This is a genomic window from Streptomyces sp. NBC_00425 (assembly GCF_036030735.1).
Taxonomy (GTDB): domain Bacteria; phylum Actinomycetota; class Actinomycetes; order Streptomycetales; family Streptomycetaceae; genus Streptomyces.
This window is the reverse complement of record NZ_CP107928.1, coordinates 8667643-8685073: the sequence shown is the minus strand read 5'-3', so window position 1 is coordinate 8685073 and position 17431 is coordinate 8667643. Positions and strand designations below refer to the sequence as shown.

The following is a 17431-nucleotide window of genomic DNA, read 5'->3' as shown; positions in this document are numbered from 1 at the left end:
CCCAGGTCAGGGAGAGATCCATGTCCATCACGAAGCGCCGACGCCTCGTGGCAACTGCTGTTGCCGTCGCTCTGGGCAGCACCGCCCTCGCCGCCTGCGGCTCGTCCGACGAGGACGGCGGCGCCGAGTCCGGTCCGGTCTCGCTCACGTACTGGACGTGGACGCCCGGCATGGACAAGGTCGTCGACCTGTGGAACAAGGGCCAGGGCAAGAAGGACCGGATCACGGTCACGGTGAAGAAGCAGGCCTCCGGCGACACGCTGATCACCAAGATCCTCACCGCGCACAAGGCCGGCAAGGCCCCGGACCTGGTCCAGGCCGAGTACCAGGCGCTGCCGACGCTGGTCAGCAACGACGCGCTGGCGGACATAGGCAAGGACGTCGGCGACGCGAAGAGCAAGTTCGCGGACGGCGTCTGGCAGCAGACCACCCTCGGCACGGACGCCGTCTACGCGGTGCCGCAGGACATCGGGCCGATGATGTTCTACTACCGCGCCGACCTCTTCAAGAAGTACGGGCTCACCGTCCCCACGACCTGGGAGCAGTTCGCCGAGACCGCCCGCGCGCTGAAGAAGAAGTCCCCGGACACGGACCTCACCACGTTCTCCGCCAACGACTCCGGCCTCTTCGCGGGCCTCGCCCAGCAGGCCGGCGCCAAGTGGTGGACCACCGCCGGCGACAAGTGGAAGGTCGGCATCGACGACGCGGCCACCAAGAAGGTCGCCGACTTCTGGGGCGGCCTGGTCAAGGAGGGCGCCGTCGACAACCAGCCGATGTACACCCCGGCCTGGAACAAGGCGCTCAACACCGGCAAGCAGATCGCCTGGGTCTCCGCCGTGTGGGCGCCGGGCACGCTGACCACCGCCGCGCCCGACACCAAGGGCAAGTGGGCGATGGCCCCGCTCCCCCAGTGGTCCGCCGGCGAGAACGTCACCGGCAGCTGGGGCGGCTCCTCCACGGCCGTGACGACGGACTCGAAGCACAAGTCGGCCGCCGCGAAGTTCGCCGCCTGGCTGAACACCGACGGCGACGCCCTCAACGCGCTGGCCAAGGAGGGCGGCATCTACCCGGCCTCCACATCCGCGCAGCTCAGCGGCGCCTTCATCACCCCGCCGGACTACTTCTCGAACCAGGCGGACTTCTACACCACCGCCGCCGAGATCGCGAAGACCACGGCGCCCTCGGCCTGGGGCCCGAACGTGAACGTGGCCTACACGAGCTTCAAGGACGCGTTCGGCGCCGCCGCCAAGAACAAGTCGGACTTCTCCGCCGCCCTCGCCACGATGCAGTCGGACACGGTCGCCGACATGAAGAAGCAGGGCTTCGAGGTCTCCGAGTGACCACCGCACGCCGCACGTCGTACGGGGTCAAGGGCGCCCCGTACGCGTTCCTCATCCCCGCGACGATCCTCTTCGCGCTGTTCTTCGCGCTGCCCATCGGGTACGCGGTCTGGCTCAGCTTCCACAAGGTGCGCGTCTCGGGCCTCGGCCTGGGTTCGGGCGCCCGCAGGGAGGTCTGGGCCGGCGTGGAGAACTACACCGACGCCCTCACCGACGGCGAACTGCTCGACGGTGCGCTGCGCGTCCTCGGGTACGGCTGCATCGTCGTCCCCGTGATGCTGGGCCTGGCGCTGCTGTTCGCGCTGATGCTCGACTCCGAGAAGGTGCGGCTCGCGCCGTTCACCCGGCTCGCGATCTTCCTCCCGTACGCCATCCCCGGCGTCGTGGCGGCGCTGCTGTGGGGCTTCCTCTACCTGCCGGACGTCAGCCCGTTCTCCTACGTCCTCGAGAAGCTGGGGCTGCCGCAGCCCGACCTGCTCGACGGCGGGCCGTTGTACCTCGCCCTGTCGAACATCGCGGTCTGGGGCGGCACCGGGTTCAACATGATCGTCATCTACACCTCGCTGCGGGCCATCCCGGCCGAGGTGCACGAGGCGGCGAAGCTGGACGGCGCCACCCCGCTGCAGACCGCGCTGCGGATCAAGATCCCGATGGTGGCGCCCTCGCTGGTGCTGACCTTCTTCTTCTCGATCATCGCCACGCTCCAGGTGTTCAACGAGCCGACCACCCTCAAGCCGCTCACCAACTCCGTGTCCACGACCTGGAGTCCGCTGATGAAGGTGTACCGGGACGCGTTCGGCACGGGTGACGTCTACCAGGCGGCCGCCGAGGCCGTGATCATCGCCCTGGCCACGCTGGTGCTGTCCTTCGGCTTCCTGCGGGCCGCGAACCGCCGTAACAGGCAGGAAGCGGCGTCATGAGTTCCCTCGCCGTCCACAAGGCCCCCTCCACCGCCGGCGCGACCGGCGCCGCACGCGGGCGTCCGCCGTCGCGCGGCCGGATCGCCCTGATCCCCACGGTCACCCTGCTGCTGGGCGCGGTCTACTGCCTCCTGCCGGTCGCCTGGGTGGTCATCGCGTCCACCAAGTCCGGCCGGGAGCTGTTCTCCACGTTCACCTTCCTGCCGGGCACGGGCTTCGCCGACAACCTCCAGGACCTCGACTCCTACCGCGACGGCGTGTACTGGACGTGGATGGGCAACTCGGCGCTGTACGCGGGTCTCGGCGCGCTGCTGTCGACGTGCGTGTCGGCGTTCAGCGGCTACGCGCTCGCCGTCTACCGCTTCCGCGGCCGGGAGTCGATCTTCAACATCCTGCTCGCGGGTGTGCTGATGCCGCCGATCATCCTGGCCGTGCCGCAGTACCTGCTGCTGGCCCAGGCCGACCTCACGGACTCGTACTGGTCCGTGCTGCTGCCGCAGATCCTCTCCCCCTACGGCGTCTACCTCGCGCGTATCTACGCGGCCGCGGCCGTGCCCGGCGACGTGGTGGAGGCCGGGCGGATGGACGGGGCGAGCGAGTGGCGGATCTTCAGCCGGATCGCCCTGCCGATGATGGTCCCCGGGCTGGTGACGGTGTTCCTGTTCCAGTTCGTGGCGGTGTGGAACAACTTCCTGCTGCCGTACATCATGCTCAGCGACGACGAGAAGTTCCCGATCACCCTCGGCCTGTTCACATTGCTGGAGCAGGGGTCCAACCAGCCCGCGCTGTACACGCTGGTGATCACCGGCGCGTTCCTCGCGGTGATCCCGCTGGTGGCGCTGTTCCTGGTGGTCCAGCGGTTCTGGAGCCTGGATCTGCTGTCCGGAGCCGTAAAGTCATGACCATGAACAATGGTGCGGGGGGCCGGCGCAGACCGCCGACCATCCACGACGTGGCGCGCGAGGCGGGGGTCTCCCGGGGCACCGTCTCGCGGGTTCTCAACGGCGGGCACTACGTCAGCCCGGCGGCCGCGGAGGCGGTCAACGCCGCCATCCGCAGGACGGGTTACGTCGTGAACCGGCACGCCCGTTCGCTGATCACCGGCAGGTCCGACTCCGTCGGCTTCCTGCTCACGGAGCCGCAGGAGCGGTTCTTCGAGGATCCCAACTTCAACGTCCTGCTGCGCGGCTGCACCCAGGCGCTGGCCGCGCACGACGTGCCCCTCCTGCTGATGCTGGCCGGCACCGAGGACGAACGCCGGCGCATCATCCGGTACATCACCGCCGGGCACGTCGACGGGGTGCTGCTGGTCTCCAGCCACTCCGGGGACCCGATCGCCACCGAGCTGCGGGAGGCGGGGGTGCCGCTGGTCGCCTGCGGCAAGCCGATCGGGATCGGCTCCAAGGTGAGCTATGTGGCCGCCGACGACCGCGACGGCGCCCGGGACATGGTGCGGCATCTGCTGGCGCAGGGCCGTCGGAGGGTCGGCGTGGTCACCGGCCCGCTGGACACCCCGGGCGGTGTGGAGCGGCTCGCCGGGTACCGGGAGGTGCTCGCCGAGGCGGACGTCCCCTACGACGAACGGCTGGTCGTGTCCGGCGACTACAGCCGGGCCAGCGGCGAGGCCGGCGCGGAGCTGCTGCTGACCCAGGCGCCGGAGCTGGACGCGGTGTTCGTCGCGTCCGACCTGATGGCACAGGGCGTGCTGACGGCGCTGCACCGGGCGGGGCGGCGGGTGCCGCAGGACGTGGCGGTCGGCGGCTTCGACGACTCCCCGGCGGCGACCGCGGCCAGTCCCTCCCTCACCACCATCCGCCAGCCCTGGGACCGGATCAGCAGCGAGATGGTCCGGGTGCTCCTCGCACAGATCGGCGGCGAGGACCCGGCTGCGGTGATCCTGCCGACGGAACTGGTCCGGCGGGAGTCCGCCTGACCTCGGGGTCCGCCGTCCGACCTCGGATCCGCCCGGCACTGAGGCCGCCGGTCCGGAGGCCGCCGGGCATCGGATTCGCCGATCCGGAGTCCCCCGGGCGTCGGATCGCGATCCTGAGCCTGCCGGGCATCGAGGTCCCTGATCCGGAGCCCTCAAGGGTCAAGGCATCTGGTTCTCCGATCCGGAGACTGCCGGCCGTCGGGTCCGGCCGGCCTCGCCCGGACGGCGGATACGGCCGGCGCCTCCTCCTCGGCGCCCGTGACAGACGTCGCGAGCGCCGCGCCCGACGCCTTCCGTCGAGGCCGGAGGCCGGGGCGGCTGGCCCCTGACGGCGGCCCGCCCCGGGCTCATGCCGACGTGCGGCCTGCGCGCGGGCCTTCGCGTGTCCGGCGGGCGGGCCTGCCGACGGGCCGTCGGGGGTACGGCGGCACCAGGCCCGGCAGGGCCCAGGACACAGACCGGGAGGCCCGGGAGGCCTGGGAGGCCGGGAGGCCTGGGAGGCCGGGAGGCCGGGAGGCCGGGAGGCCGGGAGGCCGGGAGGCCGGGAGGCCGGGAGGCCGGGAGGCCGGGAGGCCGGGAGGCCGGGAGGCCGGGAGGCCGGGAGGCCGGGAGGCCGGGAGGCCGGGAGGCCGGGAGGCCGGGAGGCCGGGAGGCCGGGAGGCCGGGAGGCCGGGAGGCCGGGAGGCCGGGAGGCCGGGAGGCCGGGAGGCCGGGAGGCCGGGAGGCCGGGAGGCCGGGAGGCCGGGAGGCCGGGAGGCCGGGAGGCCGGGAGGCCGGGAGGCCGGGAGGCCGGGAGGCCGGGAGGCCGGGAGGCCGGGAGGCCGGGAGGCCGGGAGGCCGGGAGGCCGGGAGGCCGGGAGGCCGGGAGGCCGGGAGGCCGGGAGGCCGGGAGGCCGGGAGGCCGGGAGGCCGGGAGGCCGGGAGGCCGGGAGGCCGGGAGGCCGGGAGGCCGGGAGGCCGGGAGGCCGGGAGGCCGGGAGGCCGGGAGGCCGGGAGGCCGGGAGGCCGGGAGGCCGGGAGGCCGGGAGGCCGGGAGGCCGGGAGGCCGGGAGGCCGGGAGGCCGGGAGGCCGGGAGGCCGGGAGGCCGGGAGGCCGGGAGGCCGGGAGGCCGGGAGGCCGGGAGGCCGGGAGGCCGGGAGGCCGGGAGGCCGGGAGGCCGGGAGGCCGGGAGGCCGGGAGGCCGGGAGGCCGGGAGGCCGGCCGGAGAGCGGCAACCGGTCAGGATCGGAGAAGCCGTCCGCCCCGCCCTCGTCCTAGCGTGGGACCACGGGAACACGGAGGTGCTCCCGGGTACCGCATCACTTCACCGAGGAGAGCGTCATGGCCGCCGGACTGCAGACGATCATCTACCCCGTCAAGGACGTCGACCGGGCGAAGGCCCTGTTCACCGCGCTGCTGGGGGTCGAGCCGTACGCCGACGAGCCGTACTACGTCGGGTACAAGGCCGCCGGCCAGGACGTCGGCCTGAACCCGAACGGGCACGCACAGGGGCTCACCGGACCGGTCCCCTACTGGCACGTCACCGACATCCAGGACCGTCTCGCGGCCCTGCTGGCGGCGGGAGCGGAGGTGCTCCAGGACGTCCAGGACGTCGGCAACGGCCGGCTCGTCGCCTCCGTCAAGGACGCGGACGGGAACCTGGTCGGGCTCCTCCAGGACCCCGCCTGAGCGCCGGACCTGTCGAGCCACTGCATGCACCCGCACTAATTGCGTCGTCAATAAATAACCGGGACGGCGTTACCATGCGGGTATGGCAGCGAAAACGGCCGGGACGGGCCTTGAGGAGCGGTGGCGGGACATCCTGTCGGTGCACGCCCGCACGATGTGCGAGATCGACCGCGAGCTGCACCCGCACGGTCTGGGAGCCAGTGACTTCGAGGTGCTCGACATCCTCGCCGCCGAGGCCCCCCGGGCGGGCGACCAGTGCCGGGTGCAGAACCTCGTCGGACGCGTACACCTCAGCCAGAGCGCGCTGTCCCGGCTCATCGGCCGCCTGGAGAAGGAAGGCCTGGTGGAGCGCTCGATCTGTGCGGAGGACCGGCGCGGGGTCTGGGTCGCCCTGACCGCCAAGGGCCGCGACCTGCACACCGAGGTCCTGCCCCTGCAGCGGGCGGTGCTGGAACGGATGCTGGCCGGATCCTAGATCCAGGGCCGGAGCGGACCCGGCCGGCGCCGCTCAGCGGACGAGCAGGGTGCGCACCCCCTCGGAGGTGAGCGTCAGCGGATGGTCGCCGGCCGCGTCGATGGACAGGGACAGCTCACCGGTCGGCCACTGCGCGGCGAGCGCGCCGAGCGGCACCAGCCGGTAGCGGTCGACCTCGGGCAGCAGGTCGGCCATCTCCGGCTCGGAGGTGAACACCGGCACCACGGCCGCTCCCCCGGGCTGCTCGAGAACGGGCAGGGCGACGGTGGCCGGATTGGTGATGTCCTCGTCGAGGGCGTCATCGGGTACCGGCACGAGCACGTCGCAGTGCGCGAGCGTGTCCAGTGCCGTGGTGTCCTCGGTGTCCCGGGCCAGCGCGTCCAGCGCCAGTGCGGCCGGGTTGTGGTGGCGGTCGTGTGCGGGCGTCTCCATGGTGTCTCCCCTGGTAGCGGCGGTCCGGCTCGCGTACCCGAGCGGGCGGGGCTCAATCCCCCGGGCGGTGGACGAGGGGCGTCCGGCGGTCGCGCACGGGAGGCCGGCGCGCGGCGGGGGCCGACCGGGAGACTGCCGACGCCGAGTCGGCGACCGACTGCTTCGTCACGCTCGACCACCCGCCGACGACGGTCCGCGGGCGAGCCCGGCCGCGGGAGCCGGGCCGGCGGGTCACGGCACTAGGACGTGTGTCTGCGGGCCGACTCGTTCTCCTGGGCCAGACGCCTGAGCGCCATCAGCGCGGGCTCCAGCAGGACGGTCAGCAGCAGGGCGCGCTCGGCGGCCTCCAACGGGTCCTCCAGAGACTCGAGTTGGTCGAGATCGAGGACGGCGGTGCGCTCGGCGAGTCGCGCATAGGGCAGCAGGGTCCGCCGGTCGAGCGGGACGCCGAGGTCACGCAGGGAGCCCAGGGTCTCGGCGAGGGCGGCGCGGGCGGGCGCCGCCTGGTGCACGTCCCAGGCCAGCTCCTCGACGAGTTCGTCCACCTCGGCCGTCTCCGGTCCGTTCCCGGCGGGCTTCTCGCCCACCCGGACGGATCCCAGCGCGAGGCCCAGCAGCCGGTGGGTGTCGCCCGTGTGCTCGGCCAGGGCGTCGAGCACCTCGCGGGTGGTGCTGACCGACAGGCCGCGCACACCGGTCAGCGCGCGGATCAGACGCAGCCGGCGCAGGTGCTGCTCGTCGTACTCGGCCTGGGTGGCGGCCGTCTGACGGCCCGGCGGGAGGAGCCCCTCGCGGAGGTAGTACTTGATCGTCGTCACGGAGACGCCGCTGCGGCGGCTCAGTTCGGAGATGCGCATGCGATCGGCTCCGGTTCGGTGGTCGGTCTTGCCCGAGCAACTGGATACCCCTACTGTCTAACATAGATAGTGGAGGTATCCAATATTCCCTCGCACTGCCGGAGAGAAGGCATCAGCCATGCCCACCCTGCCCTGGACCACCGTCAGCACCCCCGCCCCCGACGCGGAGGCGTTCGTCATGGCGTCCCGGTTCGAGGTCCGCTCGTTCAAGGACGTCCCGCGCTTCTTCCTCAAGTCGCTGGCCGCATGGAAGCAGGTGTCCGGCGCACCGGGCGCCTACGGCGCGTCGCTGATCGCCCAGCCGCTGAAGCGCACCTTCTGGACCCTGTCGGCCTGGGAGGACAAGGACGCGCTCTACACGTACGCGCGAACCGAACCGCACAAATCGATCATGACCGGGCTGCGGTCCACGACGAAGGACTCGGTCTTCACCTTCTGGCAGGTCCCGGCGGCCGACCTGCCCGTCGACTGGACGGACGCCCGCCGCCGCCTCGCCGAGCAGTCCCGCACCGGTGCCTGAGACCCCTCGCCCAGGAGAGACCCACGCCATGACGCTGTCCGAAGAGAGCCCCGTTCTCGACGATCCGGCCGCCACCGCCCCGCCGGCCGGGCGCCGCCGCACACCCCTGTGGCTCGCGATCGTCGCCGCCAGTGTGCCCATGTTCATGGTCGCGCTCGACAACCTCGTCGTCTCCACGGCCCTGCACACGCTGGCCGTCGACCTGAAGGCGGACACGCAGCAACTGCAGTGGTTCGTCAACGCGTACGTGCTGAGCTTCGCCTGTCTGCTCATGACCGGCGCCGCGCTCGGCGACCGGTTCGGGCGGCGGCGGGTCTTCGTCGCCGGTATCGCCCTGTTCACGCTGGCGTCCATCGGCTGCGGCCTGGCCGACACCAGCGCCCAGCTGATCACCTTCCGCGCGGTCCAGGGCTTCGGGGCGGCGGCCGTCATGCCGCTGTCGCTGACCCTGCTGTCCCAGGCGGTGCCGGACCGGCTGCGCGGCATGGCGCTCGGCGTGTGGTCCGGGGTCAGCGGGCTGGCCGTCGCGATGGGCCCGGTGGTGGGCGGCGCGGTGGTGGAGGGCCTGGACTGGCGGTGGATCTTCTGGATCAACGTGCCGGTGTGCCTGATCGCGATTCCGCTGGTGCTCCTCGCCCTCCGGGAGAGCTCGCTGCCCGGCGCGCGTCTCGACCTGGTCGGCATGGCGCTTGCGGCGGCCGGGCTGTGCGCGGTGGTCTGGGCGATCGTGCACGGCGAGCCGGACGGCTGGACGTCGATGAAGGTGCTCGGCGTGTTCACGGCGGGCGCGATCCTGTTGGCCGGGTTCGTCGGCTGGGAGTCCCGGGTGCCGGAGCCGATGCTGCCGCTGTCGTTCTACCGGGTCCGGTCCTTCACGCTCACCAACGTCGTCTCGGCGACGATGTACTTCGGCGTCTTCGGCTCTTTGTTCCTGCTGGCGCAGTACCTCCAGATCGTGCCGGCGCGCACTCCCCTGGAGGCCGGCGTGCGCACCCTGGCCTGGACGCTGATGCCGATGTTCGTCGCCCCCGTGGCGGGCCTGCTCACGGACCGGGTGGGCGGTGGCCGGCTGATGGCCCTCGGCCTCTTCCTCCAGGGCGTCGGCCTGGGCTGGATCAACCTGGTCGCGGACGTCGACACGGCGTACACGTCCCTGGTCGGACCGATGATCGTGGCCGGCGTCGGCATGGGCTTCGTGTTCGCGCCGACGGCGGCGGTGGTGCTCGGGTCGGTCGCCAAGGAGCACGCGGGCAAGGCGTCCGGCGCCAACACCACGGTCCGCGAGATCGGCGGCGCCCTCGGCATCGCCGTGCTGAGCACGGTCTTCGTGGCCCACGGCAGCACGGGGGGCCCGCAGCAGTTCGTGGACGGGCTGCATCCCGCGGTCTGGACCGGCGTGGCTGTCGTCTTCGCCGGCGCCGTGTGCGCGCTCGGCATCCCGCGCCGGCAGCAGCCCTCCGGGCAGGCCTGACGTCGCCCGACCGGGCGGCCGGGGCGGACGCCTTCACGTTCCCCCGCCGAGGCTCCCGCCCCGGCCGCCCCCGCGACGCCCGCACCCTGCACCCCTGAGCACCTGCACCCTCGAGCACCTGCACACCTGCACACCTGCACACCTGAGCGCGGACCCGCTTGAATGATCGCAAAACCGTAGGGTTAGCATATGAGCGCCACCTAGCTCGAAAGATAGGCCCGTGACGCTCAACGACGATTCGTTCACTGACTGGAAGAACCGCGAGGAGATCGCGGAGTCGATGATCCCGATGATCGGGAAGCTGCACCGCGAGCGGGACGTGACGGTCCTGCTGCACAGCCGCTCCCTGGTGAACAAGTCGGTGGTCAGCATCCTCAAGACCCACCGGTTCGCCCGGCAGATCGCGGGCGAGGAGCTCTCGGTCACCGAGACGCTGCCGTACCTGGAGGCCCTCACCTCCCTCGACCTCGGCCCGTCCCAGATCGACCTCGGCATCCTCGCCGAGAGCCACCGGGCCGACGACCGCGCTCTGTCGGTACGGGACTTCACCGCCGAGGCCGTCGCCGGCGCCACCGGAGCGAACAAGATCGACCGCCGCGAACCCCGCGACGTCGTGCTGTACGGGTTCGGCCGCATCGGCCGCCTCGTGGCCCGGCTGCTCATCGAGAAGTCGGGCTCCGGCAACGGGCTGCGGCTGCGCGCCATCGTGGTCCGCGGCGGCGGCGAGCAGGATCTCGTCAAGCGGGCCTCCCTGCTGCGCCGCGACTCCGTGCACGGCCAGTTCCAGGGCACGATCACGGTCGACGAGACCAACAACAAGATCATCGCCAACGGCAACGAGATCACGGTCATCTACGCCGACGACCCGTCCGAGGTCGACTACACGGCGTACGGCATCGACAACGCCATCCTGATCGACAACACCGGCAAATGGCGCGACCGCGAGGGCCTGTCCAAGCACCTGCGTCCCGGCGTCGACAAGGTGGTCCTGACCGCTCCCGGCAAGGGCGACGTCCCGAACATCGTGCACGGCGTCAACCACGACACCGTCAAGCCGGACGAGCGGATCCTGTCCTGCGCGTCCTGCACCACCAACGCGATCGTCCCGCCGCTCAAGGCGATGGCCGACGAGTACGGCGTGCTGCGCGGCCACGTGGAGACCGTCCACTCGTTCACCAACGACCAGAACCTGCTGGACAACTACCACAAGGCCGACCGTCGCGGCCGTTCGGCGCCGCTGAACATGGTCATCACCGAGACCGGCGCCGCGTCCGCGGTCGCCAAGGCGCTGCCCGACCTCGACGCGCCGATCACCGGCAGCTCGATCCGGGTCCCGGTGCCGGACGTCTCGATCGCCATCCTGAGCCTGCGGCTCGGCCGGGAGACGGACCGCGAGGAGGTCCTCGAGTACCTGCGCGGCGTCTCCCTGACCTCGCCGCTGCGCCGCCAGATCGACTTCACCACGGCGCCGGACGCGGTCTCCATGGACTTCATCGGCTCGCGCCACGCCTCGATCGTCGACGCCGGCGCCACCAAGGTCGACGGGGACAACGCGATCCTCTACCTCTGGTACGACAACGAGTTCGGCTACTCCTGCCAGGTCGTCCGCGTCGTCCAGCACGTCTCGGGCGTGGAGTACCCGACGTTCCCGGCGACGAGCGCCTGACCGGCGGCCGCCGGAACAGTCCACCGGGCCGGGAACGGCCGGAGCGGGGCACCCGTCGGGTGCCCCGCTCCGGCCGTTCCCGGGATCCGTCAGGCGGACGTCTCCGGGCGGCCCGGCTCGGCCCAGTGGGTGTGGAAGGCCCCCGGCCGGTCGGTGCGCCCGTAGGTGTGGGCGCCGAAGTAGTCGCGCTGCCCCTGGAGCAGGGCCGCCGGCAGCCGCTCCGCGCGCAGGGTGTCGTAGTGGGCGAGCGCGGCGGAGAACGCCGGCACCGGGATGCCGCGGCGGGCGGCGGAGGCCACGGTCTCCCGCCAGGGCACCTGCGCGTCGGTGATCTCCATGGCGAACTCCATCTCGCCGAGCAGGCTGACCAGGTCCGGGTCGGCCGCGTAGGCGGCGCGGATGCGGTCCAGGAACGAGGCGCGGATGATGCAGCCGCCGCGCCAGATCCGGGCGACCGCGCCCAGGTCGATCTTCCAGCCGAACTCGCCGGCCGCGTCCTGGATCATCTTCCAGCCCTGGTCGTAGGCGATGACCTTCGAGGCGTACAGGGCGTGCTCGACCTGCGAGGTGAAGCGGGTGGCCTCGGTGCGGCTGAGCGGCGGCGTCGTGCCGCCGGGCAGGCCCGCGTAGGCGGCGCGCAGTTCGCGCTGCCCGGAGGCCGCCCGGGCGAACGTGGCCTGGGCGATGGCGGTCACCGGAGAGCCGAGGTCCAGGGCGGTCTGCACGGTCCAGCGACCGGTGCCCTTCTGCCCGGCGGCGTCGGCGACGATGTCGACGAACGCCCGGCCGGTGGCGGCGTCGGAGTGGGCGAGCACCTCGGCCGTGATCTCGATGAGGTACGAGCCGAGCCGGCCCTCGTTCCAGGTCCGGAAGATGCCGGCGATCTCGGCGGGGGTGTAGCCGGCGACCTGGCGCAGCAGGTCGTACGCCTCGGCGATGAGCTGCATGTCGGCGTACTCGATGCCGTTGTGCACCATCTTGACGAAGTGCCCGGCGCCGTCGGTGCCGATGTGCGTGGCACAGGGCTCCCCGTCGACCTTGGCGCTGATGGACTCGAACATGGGGCCGAGCACGTCGTACGACTCGCTGGAGCCGCCGACCATCACGGCCGGCCCGTTCAGCGCGCCCTCCTCGCCGCCGGAGACGCCGGCGCCGACGAAGTGGAGCCCGCGCTCGCGCAGGGACTCCTCGCGGCGGCGGGTGTCGGCGTAGTGGGCGTTGCCACCGTCGATGATCATGTCGCCGGGCTCCAGGAGCGGGGCGAACTCCTCGATGACCGCGTCGGTGACGGCGCCCGCCTGCACCATGATCATCAGGCGGCGGGGGCGTTCCAGCGCCGCCACGAAGTCCGCGGCCGACTCGGCGGGCACGAACGCGCCCTCGTGCCCGAACTCCTCGACGAGCGCGCGGGTGCGTCCGGCGGTGCGGTTGTGGACGGCGACGGTGTAGCCGTTGCGGGCGAAGTTGCGCGCGAGGTTGCGGCCCATCACGCCGAGGCCGGTGACGCCGATGGCGGCGGTTGCGTTCACGAGGTGTCCCTAGGATCGGTGGCGTGGCCGGAGGGCGGGCGCCGCCCCCGGTACCCCCAGGTACGGACCGTCGGCCGGTTCTTCTCGATTCCCCGCCGAACAAGCCTGAACAGCCGATCGCCGGCGCCGCCGCACCCCGATCCGCCGGCCGGGTCTACCGGCGCCGCCAGGGCAGCGCCGCGGGGTCGGCCTCGGTGCTCTCGGCCCGGTGCAGGGCCTCGCTGATCGCCTCGCCGATCTCCGCGAACTGCCGCACCTGCTCGGGGGTGAGCGCGTCGAACACCGCCCGGCGCACGGCCTCGACATGGCCGGGGGCCACCTCCTCCAACAGGGCCCTGCCCGCATCGGTGAGGAAGGCGAGCTGGCCGCGGCCGTCGGCAGGGTCCTCCCGGCGGTCCACGAGGCCGACGTCGCGCAGCCTGCTCACCGCGTGGGTGAGCCGGCTGCGGGTGATCTTCAGCCGCTGTGCGAGGTCGGACATGCCGAGCGTGTTCTCCGGAGCCATGGAGAGGTAGGTCAGCAGGCTGTAGTCGGCGTGCGTCATGCCCGCGTCGCGCCTCAGCTGCCGGTTCAGGTGGTCGGACAGCAGGGTGGAGAACTCGATGTAGGCCAGCCAGGCTCGTCGTTCGTCGGCGTTGAGCCACCGGGGCGTCGTGGGCATGCGCACACAGTACGGGGTGCTTTCCGGCGGTCGGTCCGCTCGCGGCGGGCGGTGGAACCACGGGCCGGCCGAGCCCGTCGGGCGTGGCGGGTGCGACGAAGCGCCGGACGAGCGCCCGCCTCCCCGGGGCCGCGCCGTGCGCGCCGGCGGCGGCTCCCACGGGAGCGCGGGAGCCGCCGCCCGCACCGACGCCCGCCCCGGTGAACGGGCGCAAGCGTCGGTGACGTGACGTCAGGAGGTGGCGCATGCGCTGCCGTTGAGAGCGAACGCGGTCGGCGCGGTGTTGGCCGCACCCTTGCTGCCGATGAAGCCGACCGTGACCGAGCCGCCGGCGGGGACGGTGGAGGTGTAGGCGGCGGGCGTGACGCTCACCGTGCCGCCGCTCTGGGCCGCGGTGCCGCCCCACATGTTGGCGACGGTCTGGCCGTCGGCGAAGGAGAAGACCAGCTTCCAGCCGCTGATCGGCGTGGTGCCGGTGTTGCGCAGGGTGATGTCCCCCTGGAAGCCGCCCGGCCACTGACCCACCACCCGGTAGGCGACGGAACAGGCCACGGCGGGCGCACTGCCCGTGCTGACGTTCACCGTCGCCGAGCGGGCGGAGCGGTTCCCGGCGGCGTCACGGGCGTACACGGCGAAGGTGTACGCGGTGCTCGCCGTGAGCCCGGTGAGGGTGGCGGTGGGGCCGGTGGACGCCCCCACCTTGGTCTCGGCGGTGCCGCTGACCCGCACCACGTCGTAGCCGGCGACACCGACGTCGTCGGTCGCGGCGGGCCAGGAGAGGGTCGCGGAGGTCGCCGTCACCGCCGAGGCCGTCGGGGTGCCCGGGGTCGTCGGCGCCTGGGTGTCACCCGGCGTGCCGCCGCCGAAGACGGTGGCCTCCTTCGCGGTCTGCGCGATGCCGTTGACGCCGTTGAAGATGCGCTTGCCCCACGAACTGAGCCGGGCGGGATCGAAGTCGAGCGTCAGGTCGAGGATCGGGTCGGTGTTGCCGCTCCACGACCAGGCCAGGTAACCGAGCTTGAGCTGCTCGGCGGCGGCCATCATGGTGTCCTCGTCGGGGTCACCGTACTGGTCGGCGGGCCCACCGAACTCCCCGATCAGAAGAGGCAGTTCGGCGTTGACGAAAGTGTTCAGGTAGTCGGTGACCTCCGCCGACGTGTCGAAGACGCTGTACATGTGGATCGAGAAGATCAGGTTGCCGGTGGGGTCGGCGGAGTACACCGACCGGGCGTTGGCCTTCATGACGCCCTGCCAGTCCTGGCCCCAGTTGGGCGCGTCCACCATGATCGTGTGCTGGAGTCCGGCGGCGCGCAGCTTCTTGACCGCGGCGATCGTGGGCGCCGTCCAGCCCGCCGGATCGGTGTTGCCCCACGGCTCGTTGCCGACGTTGACGATGATGTAGTCCTCCTGGCCGGCCAGGACGTCCTTCAGGCCGATCCAGTAGTCCGCCGCCTGGTCCAGCGTCCCAGCCGCCGCGTCCTCGCCGTAACCGGTGGTGTCGTGCACCTCCAGCACGCAGATGAGGCGGTTGGCCTTGCACTGGGCGATCACGCCCGCGACGTCGGCGGGACTGTTGGCGCTCCACCGGTGGCCGTCCGCGAGGACGACGCGCACGGCGTTGGCGCCCATCGCCTTGATGTCGGCGAGCGACTGCTGCGTCCTGCCCGGGTACCAGGTGTGGGCGTGGTTGACGCCGCGCATGACGAAGTCGTTCCCGTTGCCCTCGACGAGACGGCCGTCGCTGATGTGCAGGCCGGTCGCGAGGGCGGCGGTCGACTGCGGCTGCGGCTGCGCCTGCGCGGCCGCCGGGCACAGGGCGCCCAGCAGGACCATGCCGAGGAGGGCCGCGAGCCTGGTCAGCAACCCGGCTGAGGACAAGGTGCGTGGGGTGGGGGCAGCGCTCACTGCGACTCCTGGGGTGAGGCCGGGGAACTCGGCCGGCGGGAGGGCGGGGAGGAACACGGAGCAGGTCGGGAGGGTGTGGGGGGCCACTGAAGCATGGGAGCGCTCCCATGAAGCCACTATGCCAAGTACACGTCAAGACGTCGCGCACAGACTCCGCCCGGCCCGCACACCGTCGCGCGCCTCCGTCGTCCTGCGGCTGAGCCCCGCTCACCGCCCGCCGCCCGGGCCGTCCGCCACACGTCTTCCGGCCTCCAGGCCCTTTCTCGCCGCCCCGGAACCCGTGCTCGCCCGCTCGGCACCCGTCCTTGCCCCTGGGCCCGTCCTTGCCCCCTCGGCCCCCGGCCTTGGCCTCGCGGGGTCTCGGGGCCGGGTTCAGGCCTTGGGAGCCTTCGGGGTCTTCGGGCGGCGGCCGCTGCGGCGCGGCGCCGGCCGGGCGCCGTCGAGGAGGTCGGCGCGCCGCCCCTCGCCCTCCTCCTCGACCTGCCGCACCACGCGGCGCAGCCCGTCCGCGACGGTCCGGCACTCCTCGTCGCTGAGCCGGCCCGCCACGAACGCCTCCTCCTCGTTGAAGGCCGGGAACAGCCGCCGCATGAGCGCCTCCCCCTCGTCGGTGAGGCTGAGCAGCACCAGCCTGCCGTCGGCGGGATGCCCGGCCCGTCGGACCAGCCCGCGGCCCTCCAGCGTGCGCGCCACCCCGGTCAGCGTCCCCTTGGAGATCCCGGCCTCCTCGGCGACGTGCCGGGTCTCCGACTCGCCCCACACCCACACCACCCACAGCACGACGAACGCCGTCCAGGTGAGGTCCGAGCCGCGCAGCACGGAGTTCTCCAGGTGCTGCCGTACCGCCGAGGCGGCGCGGTAGATGTTGGCGACGACGGCCATCTGCTCGCGTCGCAGCGGGATGCCGCCGAGTTTGGCCTCGGCGAGCTTCTCGGCTTCGGCGATGGATCGCTGGCCGGGCATCGGCACACTCCTTCGGCCACGTGGTGCGTGGGTCGGTGGATCGTCGTGTTGTTCGGGCTCAAATTGTACGAAACGACAGGCCCGCCGGGAGCGGGGGCGAGAAACGGGGCGAACGGGGTGAACGGGGCGAACGGGAGCACGCGGGCTCAGCGGGTGAACGCCTCGACGCGGCGCATCACCTCACGGCAGAAGGCGCCGACCCCGGCCGGGTCGTCGGTGAACTGGTTCGGTTTGACACAGAACGTGGTGAAACCCTGCTCCAGTTGTTCCGGTATCCCGGCGAGCGCGGCGCCGAGGTCGGCGGTGGAGCGGTCGTCGGGGAAGGCTCCCTGCGCGCCGCCGATCATCTCCAGGTCGGCGAGGTCCCGGCCGGCGGCGGTCATGGCCTCCTCGAGCGTTCGCAGGTCCTGCGGCGTCGGCCGCCCGAGGGGGTGGAAGCCGTGGCCGTGCCGCACGAGCCGGCGCAGCACCGGCCCGGCCAGGCGTTGTCCGCCGAACCAGAGCCGGGGCCCTTCGGGACGGAACGCCTTGGGCTCGAAGTAGACGTCCCGGAACGGGTAGTGCGCGCTCTCGTGCGAGATCGGCGACGGTCCCCACGCCTTGGCCCAGACGTCGAGATGCTCGTCCAGCAGCCGGCCGCGGCGGTCGAAGGGCACCCCCAGCGCGTCGTACTCGTCCCGGCTCCAGCTCACCGTCGGCTGTACTAGCAGCCGCCCCTCGCTGATCAGGTCGAGGGTGCCCAGCTCCCGGGCCATCAACAGCGGATGGCGCAGGGGCGCGAGGACCGCGGCGGCGGCCAGCCGCAGCCGCTCGGTGACCGAGGCGATGGCGGCCAGCAGGAGCAGGGAGTGGGGCCAGGGGGCGTAGGGGTCCTGGTTGCCCGGCAGGGCGTAGTCGCGGGGGTTGCCCATGACGCCGCCTGCGGCCGCGTCCGGGCCGAGCACGATGTGCTCGCTGACCATGACGGAGTCGAAGCCGGCGTCCTCGGCCTCGCGTGCCCAGCGGATCGCGGTGGGCAGGTCGGCCCGGCCGCCGGTGAGCGTCCAGTTCTCGCTGAGGACGAGCAGCATGCGGGGTGGGGTGGTCATGT

General features: G+C 72.4%; 16 protein-coding genes. 9 read left to right on the top strand and 7 right to left on the bottom strand.

Translation table 11 applies throughout. From position 1 onward, the window contains the following. The first annotated feature begins 20 nt into the window (after nt 1-20). From OHS82_RS38240 to OHS82_RS38215, 6 genes are all read left to right on the top strand, one after another. Nucleotides 21-1340 carry an ABC transporter substrate-binding protein gene (locus tag OHS82_RS38240; RefSeq protein ID WP_328435534.1) on the top strand — a complete coding sequence of 440 codons (1320 nt, stop codon included), beginning with the start codon at nt 21-23 and terminating at the stop codon, nt 1338-1340. Then, the gene (locus tag OHS82_RS38235) at nt 1337-2260 is read left to right on the top strand and encodes a carbohydrate ABC transporter permease (protein ID WP_057581456.1); all 924 of its coding nucleotides are present in this window, start codon (nt 1337-1339) and stop codon (nt 2258-2260) included. Before OHS82_RS38240 ends, OHS82_RS38235 begins: the two co-directional genes overlap by 4 nt. After that, nucleotides 2257-3162 (top strand): carbohydrate ABC transporter permease, encoded by a 906-nt coding sequence (locus OHS82_RS38230; RefSeq protein ID WP_057581454.1) that lies wholly within the window; start codon nt 2257-2259, stop codon nt 3160-3162. The genes OHS82_RS38235 and OHS82_RS38230 overlap by 4 nt, the downstream gene beginning before the upstream one ends. Then, nucleotides 3159-4193: a LacI family DNA-binding transcriptional regulator gene (locus tag OHS82_RS38225; RefSeq protein WP_057581453.1), complete on the top strand. Its 1035-nt coding sequence runs from the start codon at nt 3159-3161 to the stop codon at nt 4191-4193. The genes OHS82_RS38230 and OHS82_RS38225 overlap by 4 nt, the downstream gene beginning before the upstream one ends. Before the next feature lie 1321 nt (nt 4194-5514). Next, on the top strand, nt 5515-5862 hold the full coding sequence (locus OHS82_RS38220; protein WP_057581450.1) for a VOC family protein: 348 nt from the start codon (nt 5515-5517) through the stop codon (nt 5860-5862). Nucleotides 5863-5944: 82 nt separating this feature from the next. Next, on the top strand, nt 5945-6337 hold the full coding sequence (locus OHS82_RS38215) for a MarR family winged helix-turn-helix transcriptional regulator (RefSeq protein WP_057581448.1): 393 nt from the start codon (nt 5945-5947) through the stop codon (nt 6335-6337). Nucleotides 6338-6370: 33 nt separating this feature from the next. On the opposite strand, the gene OHS82_RS38210 is transcribed toward OHS82_RS38215, so the two are convergent. Continuing rightward, a complete protein-coding gene (locus tag OHS82_RS38210; RefSeq protein WP_057581446.1) occupies nt 6371-6769 on the bottom strand; it encodes an SseB family protein in 399 nt (132 codons plus the stop codon). Nucleotides 6770-7008: 239 nt separating this feature from the next. Next, complete coding sequence (locus tag OHS82_RS38205) at nt 7009-7626, bottom strand: MerR family transcriptional regulator (RefSeq protein ID WP_057581444.1); 618 nt, start codon at nt 7624-7626, stop codon at nt 7009-7011. Between the two features lie 118 nt (nt 7627-7744). On the opposite strand from OHS82_RS38205, the gene OHS82_RS38200 reads away from it, so the two are divergent. The 3 genes from OHS82_RS38200 to OHS82_RS38190 all read left to right on the top strand — a co-directional run bounded on the left by OHS82_RS38200 (nt 7745) and on the right by OHS82_RS38190 (nt 11283). Continuing rightward, on the top strand, nt 7745-8146 hold the full coding sequence (locus OHS82_RS38200) for a DUF3291 domain-containing protein (RefSeq protein WP_328435532.1): 402 nt from the start codon (nt 7745-7747) through the stop codon (nt 8144-8146). Nucleotides 8147-8174: 28 nt separating this feature from the next. Continuing rightward, entirely contained in the window at nt 8175-9617 is a 1443-nt protein-coding gene (locus OHS82_RS38195) for an MFS transporter (protein WP_328435530.1), read from the top strand. 220 nt (nt 9618-9837) lie between these two features. Further along, complete coding sequence (locus OHS82_RS38190) at nt 9838-11283, top strand: glyceraldehyde-3-phosphate dehydrogenase (RefSeq protein ID WP_057581440.1); 1446 nt, start codon at nt 9838-9840, stop codon at nt 11281-11283. 89 nt (nt 11284-11372) lie between these two features. On the opposite strand, the gene gndA is transcribed toward OHS82_RS38190, so the two are convergent. The 5 genes from gndA to OHS82_RS38165 form a co-directional block, all read right to left on the bottom strand. Further along, nucleotides 11373-12812 (bottom strand): NADP-dependent phosphogluconate dehydrogenase, encoded by a 1440-nt coding sequence (gene gndA, locus OHS82_RS38185; RefSeq protein WP_057581439.1) that lies wholly within the window; start codon nt 12810-12812, stop codon nt 11373-11375. A 154-nt stretch (nt 12813-12966) separates the two neighbouring features. Next, entirely contained in the window at nt 12967-13473 is a 507-nt protein-coding gene (locus OHS82_RS38180; RefSeq protein ID WP_057581437.1) for a MarR family winged helix-turn-helix transcriptional regulator, read from the bottom strand. A 231-nt stretch (nt 13474-13704) separates the two neighbouring features. Next, a complete protein-coding gene (locus tag OHS82_RS38175) occupies nt 13705-15306 on the bottom strand; it encodes a cellulase family glycosylhydrolase (RefSeq protein WP_079041459.1) in 1602 nt (533 codons plus the stop codon). A 444-nt stretch (nt 15307-15750) separates the two neighbouring features. Continuing rightward, nucleotides 15751-16341, bottom strand: a complete 591-nt coding sequence (locus tag OHS82_RS38170) for a MarR family winged helix-turn-helix transcriptional regulator (protein ID WP_057581433.1) — start codon at nt 16339-16341, stop codon at nt 15751-15753. Between the two features lie 146 nt (nt 16342-16487). Beyond that, the gene (locus OHS82_RS38165) at nt 16488-17429 is read right to left on the bottom strand and encodes an LLM class flavin-dependent oxidoreductase (RefSeq protein WP_057581431.1); all 942 of its coding nucleotides are present in this window, start codon (nt 17427-17429) and stop codon (nt 16488-16490) included. Between the last annotated feature and the right edge of the window lie 2 nt (nt 17430-17431).

Coding starts and splice junctions, on each gene's coding strand:
- OHS82_RS38180 (WP_057581437.1), bottom strand. CDS start 13,473: ATGCCCACGACGCCCCGGTGGCTCAACGCCGACGAACGACGAGCCTGG.
- OHS82_RS38205 (WP_057581444.1), bottom strand. CDS start 7,626: ATGCGCATCTCCGAACTGAGCCGCCGCAGCGGCGTCTCCGTGACGACG.
- OHS82_RS38210 (WP_057581446.1), bottom strand. CDS start 6,769: ATGGAGACGCCCGCACACGACCGCCACCACAACCCGGCCGCACTGGCG.
- OHS82_RS38200 (WP_328435532.1), top strand. CDS start 7,745: ATGCCCACCCTGCCCTGGACCACCGTCAGCACCCCCGCCCCCGACGCG.
- OHS82_RS38240 (WP_328435534.1), top strand. CDS start 21: ATGTCCATCACGAAGCGCCGACGCCTCGTGGCAACTGCTGTTGCCGTC.
- OHS82_RS38170 (WP_057581433.1), bottom strand. CDS start 16,341: ATGCCCGGCCAGCGATCCATCGCCGAAGCCGAGAAGCTCGCCGAGGCC.
- OHS82_RS38175 (WP_079041459.1), bottom strand. CDS start 15,306: ATGGTCCTGCTGGGCGCCCTGTGCCCGGCGGCCGCGCAGGCGCAGCCG.
- OHS82_RS38215 (WP_057581448.1), top strand. CDS start 5,945: ATGGCAGCGAAAACGGCCGGGACGGGCCTTGAGGAGCGGTGGCGGGAC.
- OHS82_RS38195 (WP_328435530.1), top strand. CDS start 8,175: ATGACGCTGTCCGAAGAGAGCCCCGTTCTCGACGATCCGGCCGCCACC.
- OHS82_RS38220 (WP_057581450.1), top strand. CDS start 5,515: ATGGCCGCCGGACTGCAGACGATCATCTACCCCGTCAAGGACGTCGAC.
- OHS82_RS38230 (WP_057581454.1), top strand. CDS start 2,257: ATGAGTTCCCTCGCCGTCCACAAGGCCCCCTCCACCGCCGGCGCGACC.
- OHS82_RS38165 (WP_057581431.1), bottom strand. CDS start 17,429: ATGACCACCCCACCCCGCATGCTGCTCGTCCTCAGCGAGAACTGGACG.
- OHS82_RS38225 (WP_057581453.1), top strand. CDS start 3,159: ATGACCATGAACAATGGTGCGGGGGGCCGGCGCAGACCGCCGACCATC.